The sequence below is a fragment of the Arthrobacter sp. H14 genome, from assembly GCF_000520495.1.
GTDB lineage: Bacteria > Actinomycetota > Actinomycetes > Actinomycetales > Micrococcaceae > Arthrobacter_C.
In genome coordinates this window covers 1-14284 of sequence record NZ_KI914689.1, presented here as the reverse complement: position 1 = coordinate 14284, position 14284 = coordinate 1, and the positions used below count along the sequence as shown (strand labels likewise).

Annotated in this window: 19 protein-coding genes, 3 tRNA genes and 1 pseudogene; 4 read left to right on the top strand and 19 right to left on the bottom strand. The window is 61.6% G+C overall.

The features are described from left to right. From Y707_RS31750 to Y707_RS0119260, 3 genes and pseudogenes are all read right to left on the bottom strand, one after another. Positions 1 to 352 (bottom strand): annotated as a pseudogene (locus Y707_RS31750) (hypothetical protein); the annotation flags it as partial. A 93-nt stretch (positions 353 to 445) separates the two neighbouring features. After that, positions 446 to 1297: an ABC-2 transporter permease family protein gene (locus tag Y707_RS0119265; protein ID WP_026536288.1), complete on the bottom strand. Its 852-nt coding sequence runs from the start codon at positions 1295 to 1297 to the stop codon at positions 446 to 448. A 2-nt stretch (positions 1298 to 1299) separates the two neighbouring features. Further along, positions 1300 to 2226 (bottom strand): ABC transporter ATP-binding protein, encoded by a 927-nt coding sequence (locus Y707_RS0119260; RefSeq protein ID WP_026536287.1) that lies wholly within the window; start codon positions 2224 to 2226, stop codon positions 1300 to 1302. A 97-nt stretch (positions 2227 to 2323) separates the two neighbouring features. On the opposite strand from Y707_RS0119260, the gene Y707_RS0119255 reads away from it, so the two are divergent. From Y707_RS0119255 to Y707_RS0119245, 3 genes are read left to right on the top strand one after another with little or no spacing between them, the layout of a single operon-like run. Next, the gene (locus Y707_RS0119255) at positions 2324 to 2581 is read left to right on the top strand and encodes a hypothetical protein (protein WP_026536286.1); all 258 of its coding nucleotides are present in this window, start codon (positions 2324 to 2326) and stop codon (positions 2579 to 2581) included. Between the two features lie 31 nt (positions 2582 to 2612). Beyond that, positions 2613 to 3038, top strand: a complete 426-nt coding sequence (locus tag Y707_RS29210; protein WP_051442213.1) for a hypothetical protein — start codon at positions 2613 to 2615, stop codon at positions 3036 to 3038. Next, a complete protein-coding gene (locus tag Y707_RS0119245; RefSeq protein ID WP_026536285.1) occupies positions 3004 to 3198 on the top strand; it encodes a hypothetical protein in 195 nt (64 codons plus the stop codon). Before Y707_RS29210 ends, Y707_RS0119245 begins: the two co-directional genes overlap by 35 nt. 1192 nt (positions 3199 to 4390) lie before the next feature. Here Y707_RS0119245 and Y707_RS0119240 read toward each other — a convergent pair. The 10 genes from Y707_RS0119240 to Y707_RS0119200 form a co-directional block, all read right to left on the bottom strand. Continuing rightward, positions 4391 to 4463: transfer RNA gene (locus Y707_RS0119240), tRNA-Lys, on the bottom strand. Continuing rightward, entirely contained in the window at positions 4425 to 4976 is a 552-nt protein-coding gene (locus Y707_RS30165) for an HAD domain-containing protein (RefSeq protein WP_081745016.1), read from the bottom strand. Before Y707_RS30165 ends, Y707_RS0119240 begins: the two co-directional genes overlap by 39 nt. Before the next feature lie 107 nt (positions 4977 to 5083). Next, a tRNA-Tyr gene (locus tag Y707_RS30950) sits at positions 5084 to 5163 on the bottom strand. 119 nt (positions 5164 to 5282) lie between these two features. Next, positions 5283 to 5356: transfer RNA gene (locus tag Y707_RS0119230), tRNA-Trp, on the bottom strand. A 13-nt stretch (positions 5357 to 5369) separates the two neighbouring features. After that, the gene (locus Y707_RS33575; RefSeq protein ID WP_081745015.1) at positions 5370 to 5663 is read right to left on the bottom strand and encodes an HNH endonuclease; all 294 of its coding nucleotides are present in this window, start codon (positions 5661 to 5663) and stop codon (positions 5370 to 5372) included. 350 nt (positions 5664 to 6013) lie between these two features. Next, positions 6014 to 6163 (bottom strand): hypothetical protein, encoded by a 150-nt coding sequence (locus Y707_RS30940; RefSeq protein WP_155853157.1) that lies wholly within the window; start codon positions 6161 to 6163, stop codon positions 6014 to 6016. A 136-nt stretch (positions 6164 to 6299) separates the two neighbouring features. Continuing rightward, positions 6300 to 7583: a Fic family protein gene (locus Y707_RS0119215; RefSeq protein ID WP_081745014.1), complete on the bottom strand. Its 1284-nt coding sequence runs from the start codon at positions 7581 to 7583 to the stop codon at positions 6300 to 6302. Positions 7584 to 7664: 81 nt separating this feature from the next. Continuing rightward, positions 7665 to 7961, bottom strand: coding sequence for a hypothetical protein (locus Y707_RS0119210; RefSeq protein WP_155853155.1), 297 nt, complete (start codon positions 7959 to 7961; stop codon positions 7665 to 7667). A 114-nt stretch (positions 7962 to 8075) separates the two neighbouring features. Then, the gene (locus tag Y707_RS0119205; RefSeq protein ID WP_026536281.1) at positions 8076 to 8630 is read right to left on the bottom strand and encodes a hypothetical protein; all 555 of its coding nucleotides are present in this window, start codon (positions 8628 to 8630) and stop codon (positions 8076 to 8078) included. Beyond that, on the bottom strand, positions 8627 to 8926 hold the full coding sequence (locus tag Y707_RS0119200) for a hypothetical protein (protein WP_155853153.1): 300 nt from the start codon (positions 8924 to 8926) through the stop codon (positions 8627 to 8629). Before Y707_RS0119200 ends, Y707_RS0119205 begins: the two co-directional genes overlap by 4 nt. Before the next feature lie 94 nt (positions 8927 to 9020). Between Y707_RS0119200 and Y707_RS0119195 the strand changes: the two genes are divergently transcribed. Continuing rightward, positions 9021 to 9530, top strand: a complete 510-nt coding sequence (locus Y707_RS0119195) for a hypothetical protein (RefSeq protein ID WP_155853151.1) — start codon at positions 9021 to 9023, stop codon at positions 9528 to 9530. 274 nt (positions 9531 to 9804) lie between these two features. Here the strand turns inward: Y707_RS0119195 and Y707_RS0119185 are convergent, their stop codons facing one another. The 6 genes from Y707_RS0119185 to Y707_RS0119160 all read right to left on the bottom strand — a co-directional run bounded on the left by Y707_RS0119185 (position 9805) and on the right by Y707_RS0119160 (position 14166). Continuing rightward, positions 9805 to 10803: a hypothetical protein gene (locus Y707_RS0119185; protein ID WP_155853149.1), complete on the bottom strand. Its 999-nt coding sequence runs from the start codon at positions 10801 to 10803 to the stop codon at positions 9805 to 9807. Positions 10804 to 10846: 43 nt separating this feature from the next. Beyond that, positions 10847 to 11287 carry a hypothetical protein gene (locus Y707_RS0119180; protein WP_026536276.1) on the bottom strand — a complete coding sequence of 147 codons (441 nt, stop codon included), beginning with the start codon at positions 11285 to 11287 and terminating at the stop codon, positions 10847 to 10849. Positions 11288 to 11304: 17 nt separating this feature from the next. Then, the gene (locus Y707_RS0119175; RefSeq protein ID WP_026536275.1) at positions 11305 to 11898 is read right to left on the bottom strand and encodes a hypothetical protein; all 594 of its coding nucleotides are present in this window, start codon (positions 11896 to 11898) and stop codon (positions 11305 to 11307) included. Further along, the gene (locus Y707_RS0119170; protein WP_026536274.1) at positions 11879 to 12835 is read right to left on the bottom strand and encodes a hypothetical protein; all 957 of its coding nucleotides are present in this window, start codon (positions 12833 to 12835) and stop codon (positions 11879 to 11881) included. Before Y707_RS0119170 ends, Y707_RS0119175 begins: the two co-directional genes overlap by 20 nt. After that, the gene (locus Y707_RS0119165; RefSeq protein ID WP_026536273.1) at positions 12832 to 13308 is read right to left on the bottom strand and encodes a hypothetical protein; all 477 of its coding nucleotides are present in this window, start codon (positions 13306 to 13308) and stop codon (positions 12832 to 12834) included. The genes Y707_RS0119170 and Y707_RS0119165 overlap by 4 nt, the downstream gene beginning before the upstream one ends. A 261-nt stretch (positions 13309 to 13569) precedes the next feature. Further along, complete coding sequence (locus tag Y707_RS0119160; RefSeq protein WP_026536272.1) at positions 13570 to 14166, bottom strand: PWWP domain-containing protein; 597 nt, start codon at positions 14164 to 14166, stop codon at positions 13570 to 13572. Positions 14167 to 14284: the final 118 nt, after the last annotated feature.

Genomic DNA, 14284 nt, shown 5'->3' with positions numbered 1-14284 from the left:
CCGCGTTCGGGGCTTGCGTCGTGACGACCTCACCCAGGTAGGAGACCACCCCGTCCAGCAGGAAGACGACTTCGTCCGGGGTCCTGCGGCGCAGATCCCAGGCGTGCCTGGCCCATGACGGCCAGTGCCGCGGCGCCGGTGCATCCGGGTCGGTGGGAAACTCGTGGTCCTTCAGGGGCGTGATCCGGGTTTCGACCCACCGCCACAGCGGCGTCAATGATTCCGGTGTGCCATCAAGCAAGGTGTCCGGATCCAGTCCGTCCGCAGTCATCTCATCCCGCAGCCGCTGCAGTGCCAATGGGCGTTCGGCGAGGTACTCCTCCAAGGCGGCGGTGGCCTGGCGCGGGGTCATGGACCGGTATCCCTTTGGCTTCACGAGTCGCACTTTACACGGGAGAACCAAGGGTCCTGGGAAGCGATTCTCCAAGGACGGTGGGAGACATGTTTAGACGTCGCGCCGTTCCAGAAGCGCAAGTGCGGGAATCAGTGCTGCTCCCGCCCAGGCGGCCAGAACGAGCCCACCCTGCAGCTGCGTGAGTGACTCCTTGGCGGTCTCGACGGAGACCAGCTGGGTGCCGGCATTCGATGGCAGGAATTCGCTCATGGTCTGGACGATTTCGGTGCCGCTGAAGATGGCCGCCGTGATCGGAAGGACCATGAGCATGCCGAGGGTGGTGACGATGCCGCCGGCACTGTTGCGGACCAGCGCTCCGACACCGAGGGCCAGGATGGAGATCAGGGCGAGGAACGTGCCGGTGTTCAAAATGCTCGCCACGATGCCGTCGGTGCTCAGCGGGAAGTCTGCGTCGAACCCGGCCAGGAGTGGTTGCGACAGAACAGCGGAGGCCAGCGCCGCGGTCGAACCGACGACGAATGCCACCACGGACATGACGAGGACTTTGGCGAGCAGGACATGGCTTCGCCGGGGTGCCGCGGTCATGGTTGTGGAGATCATGCCGGTGCCGTATTCGCTGCCGATGTGCACGACCGCCAGGGATGCGAAGAGCAGCTGACCGATCATGATGCCGGACGCTGGTACGTCAAGGGCCATAGGCTGCGTCTGACCCAGGCCCATGTTCGATTCGGCGGCCATGTAGCCGATCGCCCAGGCGTTGAGCAGGCCGATGCCGACCATGCCCGCGAAGGTGACGGGAAGCAGCACGAGCGTGGAGCGCAGGGAGATGAGTTTGATCCACTCGGAGTGGACGATGCGGACAAAGTTGAGCCGCGGTGACCGGGCTTTCCGCTGTGTCGGCGCCTGTGCCGGATGGGTCTGGGTGGCTGCGTGTGCGCCCATGATCAATGTCCTTCCGCGGCTACGAGGCCGCCGGAGTGGTATTCGGTGTCGTTGCTGGTCAGATCCATGTACGCCTCTTCGAGCGAGAGGCGGACCGGTGCCAATTCGTAAAGCAGGACGCCGCCCTCCCGGGCCGTCACGGCGATCTGCCGTGCATCCGGCCCGGTCACCTCCAGCAACTGCGGTTCAATGGTGCGAATGGCGGCACCTCCCAACTCCAGGTCGCGAATGAGCTGCTCCGGCTGGTCGGCGCGGACCCGTGTCCGGGCGGAACCGGCGTCGTCGAGCAGCTCGCTGATGGGCGCGTCGGCGATGATCCGGCCGCGCCCGATGACGATGAGATGGTCGGCGGTCTGGGCCATTTCGCTCATCAGGTGCGAGGACAGGAACACGGCACGTCCTTCGGCGGCGAGGCTGCGCGCCAGGTGCCGGACCCATTGGACGCCTTCGGGGTCGAGTCCGTTGACGGGTTCGTCGAAGATGACGGTGGCAGGATCACCCAGCAGTGCGGCGGCAATGCCGAGTCGCTGGCCCATGCCGAGGGAGAATCCGCCCACCCGTTTGCGGGCAACGGAGTCGAGGCCGGTCAACGCCAGGACCTCTTTCACCCGACTGGCCGGGATGCCGTGGGTCGCCGCCAGGGCCCGCAGATGACTGTGTGCGCTCCGGCCCTTGTGCACTGCCTTGGCATCCAGCAGCGCGCCGACCTCGGTCAGCGGGGCGGCATGTTGCCGGTATGGTTTCCCGTTGACGTGCACCGTTCCCGCGGTGGGCCGGTCCAGGCCGACGATCATGCGCATCGTGGTCGACTTTCCCGCCCCATTGGGGCCAAGAAACCCCGTGACTTGACCGGGACGGACGGTAAAACTGATTCCGTCGACGGCCGTCTTGGATCCGTAGCGTTTTGTCAGGCCGGTGGCCTCGATCATGGGGGCGTCCTTTTGATTCGATCCTTGGCGCGGTGCTGCGCCACGGTGACTTCTATGCGCCGGACACCACCACGGGTGATGTGGGCCAGCAGGAACGATGACCGAATCCGGTCCCTCCGTACACATGACCGATATGGGAAACACGAGCTTCACCACAGAGCATTCGCCCGGCTACCCGGTCTCTGTCACGGTCGCCCGGGCACTGGCAAAATCCGTCCGTCAGGACCGGGCGGCGAAGCAGACCTGGAAGGCCATCTCCGAGAAGATGTCCATCACCCGGGTGGAAGCGATGCAGCTCGCGTACAACCTCGACGACGTCGTTGAGCGCATCAAAGCCGCCCGAGCCGCGGCCTGATTTCATTCCGCAGATCCTTAGACTGGTGACCATGTTTCCACTGCATACGCCTCCCCCATCTGACCCCGAGTGGTGGGAAATAGTCGGCCAGTTCCAACCGCTGGCAACACTGCTGGCGGCCATCATTGCGGGCCTCATCGCCTGGCGTGCCCTCCGGCAAAGGTCTGTCGCCGACCGCAGGTCCGAGTGGTGGTCGCGGGCGCAATGGTCGCTGGACGCCTCGCTGTCGGATGAAGACGACCGGCAGGAGATGGGAATCAAGGTCCTGCAGGTGCTTGCCGACAGTAAGATGGCCAGCAAGGAAGAACTCGACATCTTCAACGCCGCCTGGATTGACCCGTTGGATCGTTATCAGCGCAAGGTTGAGGTCTCCCCGGGCGAAGAGGATAATGAGAGCACGAACGGCGAAAAGGAGGATAACGATGAGCACAACGATGCCACCGGCGAAACCACGTAACCGGAAGCACGCCCGCCACGCTCAGCTATCCACCGAACAGACCCGCCGTTCAGAGCTTCGGGTCGAAATAGAGGCGGCCAAGCTGCGTGTCATCCTCGACCGCAGGCTGGGCCGGGAAACGCCTCAGTGGGTCAAGGACCTCGCCAAGAAAACTGCCTGATGCCTCAGCGGTGAGCGATACTTTAGCGGCCGTACACATAGTCCTCAGAGGTTGACGTCAACGTCACTCCGTGCGTTTTAGTTTCGTGATTTCATCGGGCGTGCGGAGAGCGAAGGTCGCACCCGGGGAGGCTACTTTTCTCCTCCCTGCTATGGGGGCTTCCTGCGAATGCTTCACAAAGGTCCGGACTGCCAGTGCATTTTATCTATTGTCAGATAAACTAATAACTGATGAGAACCAGTTTATTCTTTGATGCCGAGGCAGTGCGAAATGCTATTCGAAATTCGCCAAGCCAAAAAGTATCTCTGGAGAGATTAGGGCAAAGCCCCGTTATTGATAACTATAGGCGGCTTCAGGAAGCGTGTGTTAGATACAGTCTTCCCGTCCCTGGCCGAGCAAAAAAGCAGCGCAAAAACGAGGCCAAGCCCCAACGGATAAGCAAGTTTGCGGTTGAGAGTAATGTTCGGGAAGCCGTGAAAGGCGTTAGATCATTCAACCAAGCTTGCATCCGTCTCGGTGTAGCGGCCACTGGTAAGAACTACCAGTACCTGGCCGAAGCCTGTATTCGCTTTGGAATACAGCAACCCCCGCACCGGTCAAACCGCGTGTTTGTGCCATCCTCCGTCGAGAATAATCGGCCATTTAGCGAAATCCCTCTGGATGAGGTTCGTGTAGCAGCGGTGACTGCAAGATCCCAGGCGGGAGCACTTTTTATGCTCCTGCTAACTCCATCACTGAAGAATTACCAAAACCTCCGTTCAGTATGCGCTAAGCACGGATTCAAGGTCCCTCCTTCATATGCTGGCAAGGGCTACCTTGGGATGCCGAACGAAGAGTTCTTCGTGGCAGGTGTAAAAAGGAACACCTCGGACATGAAGAAGAAAATAATCCGTGACAATCTGATTCCGCATGAAAACTGCTTCGGATGTCGGATACCCGCGGAATGGAATGGCAAACCTTTGTCCTTCCACCTGGATCACATAAGTGGAGATACTTCCGACAACCGGTTGTCCAACCTGCGATTCCTGTGTCCTAATTGTCATTCTCAAACGGCGACGTACTGCCGCCCTAAGTCTCAGCTCACGAGAGTAGAAGCAGAAATAATCGAGGGAATCCCCCTAACTGCTTGAACCCGTCGGAAGAGTCGAGCCTCTGAGCTACAAGGGCGTGTGCCGTCTTTCCGGCCGTCATGTGCCCCCAGCAGGGCTCGAACCTGCGTCCCCTGGTTAAAAGCCAGGTGCTAATGCCGTCTCAGCTATGGAGGCGTGGGACCGACCTCCGACAAACGTGGAAATCTCGTCCAAGTGTGCTGTGGTGAGTCCGTGGATGGTTTTCGGGCAGATCCGCAGCGCGCGGTTCCCCATGCCTCGCAGCCATTTCAACGCCGACGGGTCGAAGTCGATGTCGTCGTCGATCCAGATGAACCGGTCCGGTGAGGTGGCTTCGACGTCTTTTTTGATCCGGTCGAGCTTCCACCAGTCCCAGAAGGCGTCATACTCAACCCCGGTGATTACTTGCCACTGCCCTGCATCGAGGCCGATCGCTGGTGCAAGTTGCAGCGGTGCTTCATGCTCCCAGCTGGTCAACCATTTCCAGATAACTCCGGACATGGCGGCCAGCTCGTTGATTGCGGCGACCAGTTCGCGCGACCACTGTCCGGGATAAGCGCCCGGGATCGTCATGGGCAGCCACTCCCCCGTCCATCCCGTCGCGGCTGCAGGCGATTTGGAGTTGTAGGCATTGAAGATGCCGTCGACGTCGCAGTACACGTTGATCATGACGGCTCCTTCCAGATGCCTCGGTGTTGTGGTGTCTATGAGTTTCATTCCTCGATGTGTACGGCCTTCAGGATTTGCTCCCTCGGCCTGGTAAATCCAGTAATGCGTGGGCCGGGCCAGACTCGAACTGACATTGCCGAAGCGGACGATTTACAGTCGCCTTGGGATGACCTCTCCCCTCCGACCCAGATGCACGCCGCCGTCAAAGCTGCTGCCAGTTTGGCGTCCGGCAGCCCGGTGGGTGCGTTTAGTGCGTCACTATTGAGTTCTCAATGATCATCCGCATCGGGTGCGGGTTGTTTTGCGCAGGGAGGACAGGATTCGAACCTGCGGCCTCCGGATTTGGAGTCCGGTGCACTCTCCAGTTGTGCTACCTCCCCTGAGTACACTTCTTTATGCTGCGACCCTCTCTCTAGCTCGTTTGGCTGACTCGTTGCTAGATCTGTTCTTGCAATTTCGACAGTTCCTTCGCCCCGACTTTTCAATGATGAGATTGCCTCCCGACATTGGATGGCCGCGCAGACACCGCGACTTCAAGAAGCGGCGCTGACGTTGCTTATTTTCGAGTGGAGTGACGATCTCGATGTGATCAGGATTCACGCAGTGCCTCCTGTAGCAGAGGTGGTCTGCCTCCATACCGTCCGGAATTCGGATACCCAACAACTGAAAGACGACCCGGTGGGCCATCAGTGAGCGCCCTTCCCTCCCGCCTTCACCGATGACTCCGTAACCATCTTTATTCTTGGCCCCTGTCCAATCCCAACAATCACCGGTAGCATCTACTTTTTCCCAAAACCGGGCACCTAGCGGCCTTCTGCGCGTCACCTTTCCCCCGCTCGTTACATGGACGTCTCCTTCCTTATGTGTGCGGATGGGGAAGTCATCGTCGCCACCGCCGCTCTGGCCAACTGAGCTACCTCCCTTTAGCCCGGATGTCCGGGCGGTGGGCGTCTCCTCGTTTGAGGACAAAAAGAGAGACCGCCTCGGGGCTGGACTTACCCGAGACGGCCTCTGAACGACTCCCTTGGAGTCAACGTTTAGACGCTGCTTCGGTGCCTGCTATAGCCAAACCACTTATTGGCGGGCTGATGAAAGGCCGCTTTGGTGGTGGGCGTCGCGGTGGCGGTGGCGGGCAGGACGGATTGCAGGCTTGTGGCCTGGGCGCTGTGCGTGGATGCTGTGCGCATGATCCGTCCTTCCTGTCCGTTTCGGTCGAGCTCTTGGTACGAGCGTAAGTGAGAGAACATTGTTTTGAACAGTTGCTTCTCTCGTCCGGCTTTTACCCCGCAATTGCTATGTGTGCGGCATCCGGGAAAAGCTTCTTCAGCGGTTCGGGTCGCGCCTTCCGGCTCTGATGGCGAAAGCGTCCAGTGCCTCCACGATGTCCGGGGCCACCCAGACCTTGCTGCCTTTGACGCTGCCGGCCGGTTTCAGGATCTCCAGTTCCACCAGGCGTTCGACGGTGCGGTAGGCAGTGGCCGTCGACACCCCTGTCTCCGCGGCAACCATGTCGGCCGTGACTGCCGGTTCCCGCACCAGCAGCGATACGGCGTGCCGGACCGATTGTGGCGGGTTGGTGGCAAAGCGGGCGTAATAGGACGATTCGGCGGCGCGGATGTCTTCGGCCAGCTGCCGTCCGTTGTCGATGGCGTCGAATGAGGATTCGGCGAACCGCCGGACGATCGGCTCGATGACGCCCTCCCGGTAGCGGCCCAGCGCGTCAAAGTAGCTGCGGGTGTCGGTCAGCAGCCCGGATGAGATGGGGATGGTGACTTTCTCCGTCACGCCCTTGTTGCGCAGCAGTGCCCCGACGATGGCCCGGCCAGTGCGTCCGTTGCCGTCCGTGAAGGGGTGGATTGTTTCGAACTGGGCGTGGGCGATGGCCGCCTGCGTTAGGGCGGGTATGTCGTCCCGGCGCATGAACCTGGCCAGGTCATCCAGGGCAGCAGGCACGTGTTCGTGGTGGGGCGGCACGAATTCGGCGCCGTGCGGAGAGTTGGCGATCCCCCGGATCCACACCTGTTCAGTCCGGAACCGGCCCGCCATGTGCGGTTCCGATTCGCGCATCAGCGCCACGTGCATGGCGGCGATATTGTCCACGCTCATGTCCTCGGACAGCTCGATGGCCGCCCGCATGGCCAGCACGTTGGAGGCGATCATGCGTGCGTTTTTACTCGAGGTGTCCCCCAGCTGTGCCAGTGCAATCCGGCGTGCGCCGGAGGTGAGGTTCTCGATCTCGGAGCTGGAGGCGGATTCGCTGCGCAGCAGCAGCGCCGCAAAGGGCGCCGCATCGTCGCCCAGATCGCGGTCGAACCGGACCATGTCGAGTGTGGCGGATTCGGTCAAGGCCTGCGTTCTGCTGTCGGTGACAGGGTCACAGTCCGCGATGGCCGGAGTCACGGCCGCCTTATAGGGTCCGCGTGACAGCAGCCGCTTGCGCCGGGACAATGAGCGGTCCGCCTCCCCGGAGTTCCACGGCCGCTCCTCGTAGGTGATGGACGGCCAGGACTTGGTTGAGGGCAGGCTCAGTCCGCTCTCTGTGTGGGTTCGATGGCTGAACCGCCCGCCTTCCGGCACGCCGCCGGGCACCCGGTTCGTGGAGGTCATGGCGGTTCCTTCCAAATGAGAATCTGACAGCTCTATTTTCTCATAATGAACACGAAATGAGAATATGGAGCCGCTCCGTTCTCAGTTGCCCGCTGTTCTGAGAGTTTGGGCGGGGGCGTTTCTCATGATGTATTCGAGTTGCCGGCGGGACGCTTCCTCATCGTGGAAGTATTGTCCGTTCCGCGGCTCCTCCAGGAATTCGGCACGCGCCAGGCCAGAATGCCGTGCGATTTCATCCCTGTCCCCGGGGCCCACTGGTTCCTCGAGCCGGGAGCAGTAGTCCAGGAGGTTGCTGCGCAAGGGTACTTCGTGGATGTATCCGGCGGCTTCCTCGAAAGACTGCTGTGTCATATCGACCGTGTATGACGGGAACTCCATCAGTCCGTCCTCGTCCTCCACAGCCTTGCCGTAGCGTTGGCGCAGGTAGGGTTCGCAGCTGCCGTCGGATTGCCGGCGGGACTCCTTCCATGCCTCGAAGGCAATCCTGTAGGTTCACGCTTTGATGTGCCGGTCGTTCAGCCTGTCGGTCCAGGCCAGGGACGGTATCGCGTCGGTGGCGTCGCCGATGTGGGTGATCTCGGATTCGCGGATCGAATGCACGCGTCCGTCGCCGTTCCAGCGGGTGTATTCAAGGCGTGCCTGGTTGCGGTATCCCCGGCCCTCGGTGGCGCGCCGGATAACCTTGACGGCCCCGGCCTGGTCGTCGCCCTCCTCATGCAGCAGCACCCAGCGGTCCAGTGATTCTTCCGGAGCCTCCAGTACCCTGTCGATGGCTTCCGCTGGCCGGGCGTTGGTTTCGATTCCCATGAATTTGCGGACCCGGCGGTTGAAGTCGGCTGAGCCCTTGAACTGCTCGGTGTAGTTTTCGCAGTAATCGTCGTCGCCCTCGTAGACCTCACCGAGTGAACGGACGTCCTTATGCCGGTCCAGCGGGCCGGGAACCGGAGCGGCTTCCGCCTCCAGGTTCAGCGCCGGCTCGGGGTGTTCCTGCACGGCGAAGCGTCCGCCGGCGGGGATGCCTTTGAGCTCGCGGTGGTGGGGCCTCATTCGGCCGGGTATCCGTATCCGTAGCTGCAGCCGTCGGCGGTGGCCGAAACGGTGCAGTCCCCGCACCAGCGGTCGTACAGGTTCTTGGGGCAGTTGCAGTCAGGGCAGGCGGAGTCGGCGCAGACGCCGCAGAGCATCCCGTCGAGTGCGTCCTGGCCGCATTCGGCGCAGTAGCCTGTGCATTCGGGGGCAGGTGCCGCCTTCAGGGTGATGAGGGATTCGGAGTGCTGGGTGGCGGCGAACTGGCCGCCGACACGGGTTCCGCGGGGCTGACGTGCAATGGTTTGGATGCTCATGCCCATTTGTGTGCGGCGCACCACCCTCGGCGACGGGAATGTCCAAGACGAGGCACACGTGATGGAGGAAGCTTGGTCCATGACCACTATGACTATGAGCAGGACCATCACCGAGCCGTCATATCTCCGTGTCCGGATGAGCCCGGCGGCAAAACCCACCGCTGATGACATGGAGTCGATGATTGACGCAATTTTCGACCAGGTGGCATTGGGCATAGCCCTCTACCATCCAGGGGTAGAAGTGCACGCTGCGTCAACGCTGCTGGCCGACACAGATTCCACGGTCACAGAGGATGTCCTCGGGGCCACCCTCCGCCACGAATCACTGGATGACGAAACCGTGATCCCCTTGTATCACTTGGTCCCGCAACTGAGATTCAGACAAATACAGGTGGTGCATGTCAGTTATGCCAGCCCACTTGAAATTCTGATCTCCCTGCTGGAGATAAGCGCAGCGACGGCTACCGCGGCCGCAGCATTCGTCGACTTGCTGCGCGAATCCAGCGGCGTATCACCGAAAGACGGCCTTCCTTGTCAGCTACCCGACTGGAAATATCAAGCCGCTACGCCCCCGAGCTATCGATCCGTGAAGCTGAACTTCTAAATCAGCAAAACGCATACACTACGGCCATTCTTGAAGAGAATCTGCGGCAGGAGAGACTTGTGACTGCCAGCCTACATCTCCTGCTTATGAAAGACATACAAGCCTCCATGCGCGACAATCATCGACATACATCCCCAAGCGGGGCTTGGTCTGAAGAAGAGTTGATGCCCCTTACGGATAACCTGCGGCTCATGAAGTCAGCTGAAATATCCAGCCTACTTGGCATCAGCGTTGATGTCGTCGACGAGGCTGGTAACCAAGAGCAGCCCACCCGCTAGCTTCCGCCCCGTTCGTGACGTTTCTGCACGCCCTTGTATGGCCACTCTTTGGCCCGGGGTCCGCGGTCTTGCAGCCTCTCGAATTCGAAGCGCGTCCCGAACCAGCGGTTATCTATTCCGCGATGCTCCTCTTTGACGACAGTCCGGCCGTCTTCGGCGTATTCGGTGATGGCCGGCTTGCCATCGGCACTGTCCAGCAGTTGCCCCTTGCAATAACGCCATTCCTTTTCCAGGGTTCCGTCCGGACGCCATTTGCGGAAGGCCGGCTCCCCGTCGTCTCCGTCAAAGGGGAATCCTCCGTAGTAGCGGCCCTGGAAGATCCGGTTCCCGTACTTGTCGAAATGCTGTTCGGCCGGCGTGCCGTCCTCCAGATCGTCTTCGCGTCCGTCCGGGAAATGCAGGTACTTGCGACCACCGTCGGCCATTTCGGTGCTCATCGCCGGAAACCCCGGAGCCGGGTCCTGGCGGTGTCCGGCCGTCATCCAGGTGGTGGCCACTCGCCCGTCGGTCGGTTCCCGCCAGTCGTCCTCGGCGACGGCGTGCGTGACGACGGAGGCCGGTTGGCCGTCCGGGGAATCCTGGGGAACGATGGATCCACGGTGGGCGGTGCGGTAGCCGCGGGTAATGACCGTTTTGCCGTCGATCCCGGTGTACCTCTTGGAGGGCGTGCCTCCGGAGCCGTCATGCAGGACCCCCTTGGTATAGAAGCTCTCCTCGGTACCGCGCGGCGTGTAGCTGATGATGGCGGCTGTGCCGTCCGGTGAGTCGTTTGGTTTGCGGTCCTCGAGCCGGACCTGGGCGGTCAGGTTGCCGTCGTCATCGATCTTGTCGACGTATCCTGCCTCCGGGGACCCCAGGACGTTCATGCCGTTGACCGGCACGGGCCCGGCAGTCGTCCCGTTGAGGTGGACCATTGGTTCGGCACGCAGTGCCCGGGCAAACTGCCCGCCGGCGGCTGAACCTTTGGGCTGTCGTGAGGTACTCGAAGTGGTCATGCCTGACTGTGTGCGGCGGGCCGCGATCAGGGAAGACAGCCAGTCACCTGCTGGCGTCGTGCTCCAGGTGTTCGTCAATCATATTCCGGATCTCGCGCAGCGCCTGGGGCGAAATGTCGGACAGTTGCCGGGCGGCGAAGTTTCTGACCTTGGCTTCGCGCATGCTTTTGAGCAGGTCAAGCTGGGCGTCGATGCGATCGGGAAGTTCGGCGTCCTCGCGCAGCAGGTACTGCTCGTCGACGTCAAAGTACCGGGCCAGGTTCGACAGCAGCGAGGCGTCTTTCACTACGGGGCCATTACCGGAGCGCATGTAGTGCCACCGTGCCCGGGACAGGGGTGTTCCCGCCGCCTGCATAGCATCCCGGACGTCCGGATACCGGTGCTGGCTTCCATCCTCCGTCACTGCGGTGTCCAGCCGCAGGTTCAGCCTCCTGGCCAGCGACTGGCTGTCCAGGGGCGGCCCTGCATTGTCATCCTGAAGCATGTGCGGGTTCCTCTTTTCTAGGCGGAGTGAAGGATTAGGTATAGGACGAACACGGCGATTCCGGTGACGATGCCGGAGACGGCCTGTGTTCCGGTGTGCTCCCTGAGCAGTACCCGTGACCACACCATGACCGGCACCAAAAGGAGCGCGAAAACGGAGACGGGGGCGAGGCTGGAGGCCAGCCAGAGCGCCAGCAGCGTCACCATGCCCACGTGGGCGGATGCGTTCGTCCAGGCACGTCCAAGCCCGAGTATCACGCTGCCGGCGATCAGGGTGATGGATGTCTGCATCAGCTCTGCCGGAGCCCCTGCCGCATGGGTGGCGAAGAGGCCGGCGGTGCCCACGGCTGCTGCGGCTCCATGCCGGAGTGCGCTACGGGTCCGATGCGGCCAGGTGGCAGGCAGCCGGCGCTCTTTGAACGCCCATCCGGTCAGGTAGGGCAGGATGAGGACGGTTGTGGCCGCCGTCAGGGTGGAGCGCGTGCCGGCTCCTCCGGCAACTGCCGCGCCGGTCAGCATCAGCGCGGCGCAGACGGCAGGGCCGAGGATGATGCTGGTAATCCGGGCGGGGATGACAGCCTGGATGGCCGGTTCAGCGAGCAGGGACGACATCAAGCTTCCCTTCCACTTCATCGACATAAGCCAGTTCCTCATCGGTCAGTGGCGAGGCCTCTCCTGCCATCAGCTGGGAATCCCGGATCTCCACGAGTAGGCGGTAGGTGAGCTCGCTGCCACTGATCGTATCGACGGGCAGGCTCTGCCGCTCCTTGGTGACCTCGCGCAGACGGTCCCAGATTGCGGCCATCTTCTCATTAGCCTGCCGGTGCCACGCATCGGTGCGGCGCTTGGTCACGCTTGCAGCGGCCGGCGGAATGATCAACCCGATCCCGATCAGCAGGATGGAAAGCGACTGGCAGGTCTCATACAGCGTCGCCGTGACGTCGCCGAGTGGAGCCAAGAAGTCGAAATGTTTACCCATCACGAAGATGATCTGGCTCAGGGCCGCGGTCATTGCGGCTGCGCACCCGGCGCCCAGGACGGTGAAACCCACCCGGAATGAGGCCCGCATTTGCGGAACATAGCGCAGGCACGCCAAACCTGTTTCGGCGGTGACCCAGGCGATGTACAGCATGGAAAGGCACGTGTACATGGCGACCGTGGTCTGGTCCCCGTAGGTCTCGTTGAAACTGGCGGCTGTCACTGGCAGGTCGCTCAGGAAGAACAGCACCGCGTGGGCAACCAGGGTGGCGGTAAGCGGCAGAATGGATGTGATCCGGTAGATGGAGCCTGCCTCGGGGGCGACCGAGTCGAGGATGGCCGAACGCAGGAACCATAGTCCACCAATGACCAGTATGTGGCTGATGAGGTTGGTCAGGTTTTGTCCGCCCAGCAGCGGATCGAGCCACGTGTAGACCGCATCGATGTTGATGCCCATGCCCACGCCCTCGACAACGGCGGCCATGAACACGGTGTCCGAGCCTTTGCGGATCAGCGGCCGCAGGCGGATGGCTGCCAGGATGAACAGGCCGATGACGACAATAGCGGTCATCCGAAGACCTCCCCGAATCTCTTGGGCTGACGCCGGGCCGAGGCAAAGATCCGGTTGGCGAGCATATCGGCGAGCAGTTCCGCTGTAGCCTCGATGTCGTCGTGCACGTCGGTGCGTTTCAGAGCCTTGACCACGCGGCCGGGATTCAGGTCAGGAAACAGGGTTGCGGCGTATTCCTCCGGGACCACTTCCTGTTCGTGCCGCAGCACCATATGGGAGAACTCGTGCAGAATAATTTGCTGGCGGTGCAGCTCTGAGGCTGCGTTGGTGTGAAAGACCAGGTCCAAGTCGTCGAGCCCGAACCACAAGCCGCAGAGGCTGGGGTCCTGGATGCCGTCCATGGGGCGGATGACTATGCTTCTGCCACGTTGGGTTTCTAGATGTTTCTGGATCGAAATCAAGGTCACAGGCTCGGTGAGGCTGAGGTGGGATACAGCTTCGGTGGCCCGCGACTTGACTGAGTCGTAGTCCATGCGTTCCTAAAGGTGAGAGTGAGCCTTCCCTGAGCCGGAAGGCCGGAAAACACTCTACCAGCAATTAGACATGTCTAATGCCATTGTTGGGACCAGCGCGGAACGGACCGTTCCAGACCAGTGATCTGCGGGAGCGGCTGTCTCCGACAGGTGCGAGCTGGCCGCCGGCAGCTAGGCCTTTGGGATGTCTGTACGGTCATGACTGTTTGTGTGCGTCCGGGCCTGCTTTGACGCGGTCACTAACAACAGGCGTAAGCCGCTTCAGTCCTCGTTATACCTTTCGGTGATGGCCTCTTCGAGCCGGTGCCGCTCTGAAGGCGAGGCGAAGGCGTCATAGCCTTCCGTCCAGGATGCCAGGTCTTCGGGATCGATCTTCTCGCCGTCGCCGAAGCTGTCGTACTGGACGAAGGTCAGGTTTCCGTCGTCGTCGAGATCGAGGCGGTCTTCGGGCATCCCGGGGATCGAGCTCCACCCCTTCGGGGCTTCCATACCCACCCGCTCGAGTGCGGCGTGGACTGCCGCTCCCTGTGATTCCGCCCGGCCCCTATTCTCGGATTCATAAAGCTCGGCGATGTTCGATTCCGCCGTCAGGGCGAACCGCATTTCGATGACGTTCCGGTCCGAGGAGAGCCCGGTGCCTCTGCCAAGGTTTTTGAGGTTGATCGTTTCGACCCCTGCAATGCCATGGACGTCGGCGCCGATATTGCGTTCCTTGCCTGGCTTGAGTGTGGTCAGATTTAGGGCCTGCTCGCGTGTGAGAGGCCGGGCAAGCCGAAGCCCTGTCTCAGCGTGGGCCTGCGCGGCGAACTGGCCTCCGGTGCGGGTTCCTTTGGGCTGACGTACGGCGTAGACGGTCATTTCTTCTCCTTGAGTGGGCTCGTTCCCGTGGCGGGAAGCCATACTGCGGCCTGCTGGAGGTCGACCGCACCATCGCTGTTGGTCATGCCTGTTTGTGTGCGGCCGAACGCTGAATGCG

Coding starts and splice junctions, on each gene's coding strand:
- Y707_RS0119265 (WP_026536288.1), bottom strand. CDS start 1,297: ATGGGCGCACACGCAGCCACCCAGACCCATCCGGCACAGGCGCCGACA.
- Y707_RS0119260 (WP_026536287.1), bottom strand. CDS start 2,226: ATGATCGAGGCCACCGGCCTGACAAAACGCTACGGATCCAAGACGGCC.
- Y707_RS0119255 (WP_026536286.1), top strand. CDS start 2,324: ATGACCGAATCCGGTCCCTCCGTACACATGACCGATATGGGAAACACG.
- Y707_RS29210 (WP_051442213.1), top strand. CDS start 2,613: ATGTTTCCACTGCATACGCCTCCCCCATCTGACCCCGAGTGGTGGGAA.
- Y707_RS0119245 (WP_026536285.1), top strand. CDS start 3,004: ATGAGCACAACGATGCCACCGGCGAAACCACGTAACCGGAAGCACGCC.
- Y707_RS30165 (WP_081745016.1), bottom strand. CDS start 4,976: ATGATCAACGTGTACTGCGACGTCGACGGCATCTTCAATGCCTACAAC.
- Y707_RS33575 (WP_081745015.1), bottom strand. CDS start 5,663: ATGGCCCACCGGGTCGTCTTTCAGTTGTTGGGTATCCGAATTCCGGAC.
- Y707_RS30940 (WP_155853157.1), bottom strand. CDS start 6,163: ATGCGCACAGCATCCACGCACAGCGCCCAGGCCACAAGCCTGCAATCC.
- Y707_RS0119215 (WP_081745014.1), bottom strand. CDS start 7,583: ATGACCTCCACGAACCGGGTGCCCGGCGGCGTGCCGGAAGGCGGGCGG.
- Y707_RS0119210 (WP_155853155.1), bottom strand. CDS start 7,961: ATGGAGTTCCCGTCATACACGGTCGATATGACACAGCAGTCTTTCGAG.
- Y707_RS0119205 (WP_026536281.1), bottom strand. CDS start 8,630: ATGAGGCCCCACCACCGCGAGCTCAAAGGCATCCCCGCCGGCGGACGC.
- Y707_RS0119200 (WP_155853153.1), bottom strand. CDS start 8,926: ATGAGCATCCAAACCATTGCACGTCAGCCCCGCGGAACCCGTGTCGGC.
- Y707_RS0119195 (WP_155853151.1), top strand. CDS start 9,021: ATGAGCAGGACCATCACCGAGCCGTCATATCTCCGTGTCCGGATGAGC.
- Y707_RS0119185 (WP_155853149.1), bottom strand. CDS start 10,803: ATGACCACTTCGAGTACCTCACGACAGCCCAAAGGTTCAGCCGCCGGC.
- Y707_RS0119180 (WP_026536276.1), bottom strand. CDS start 11,287: ATGCTTCAGGATGACAATGCAGGGCCGCCCCTGGACAGCCAGTCGCTG.
- Y707_RS0119175 (WP_026536275.1), bottom strand. CDS start 11,898: ATGTCGTCCCTGCTCGCTGAACCGGCCATCCAGGCTGTCATCCCCGCC.
- Y707_RS0119170 (WP_026536274.1), bottom strand. CDS start 12,835: ATGACCGCTATTGTCGTCATCGGCCTGTTCATCCTGGCAGCCATCCGC.
- Y707_RS0119165 (WP_026536273.1), bottom strand. CDS start 13,308: ATGGACTACGACTCAGTCAAGTCGCGGGCCACCGAAGCTGTATCCCAC.
- Y707_RS0119160 (WP_026536272.1), bottom strand. CDS start 14,166: ATGACCGTCTACGCCGTACGTCAGCCCAAAGGAACCCGCACCGGAGGC.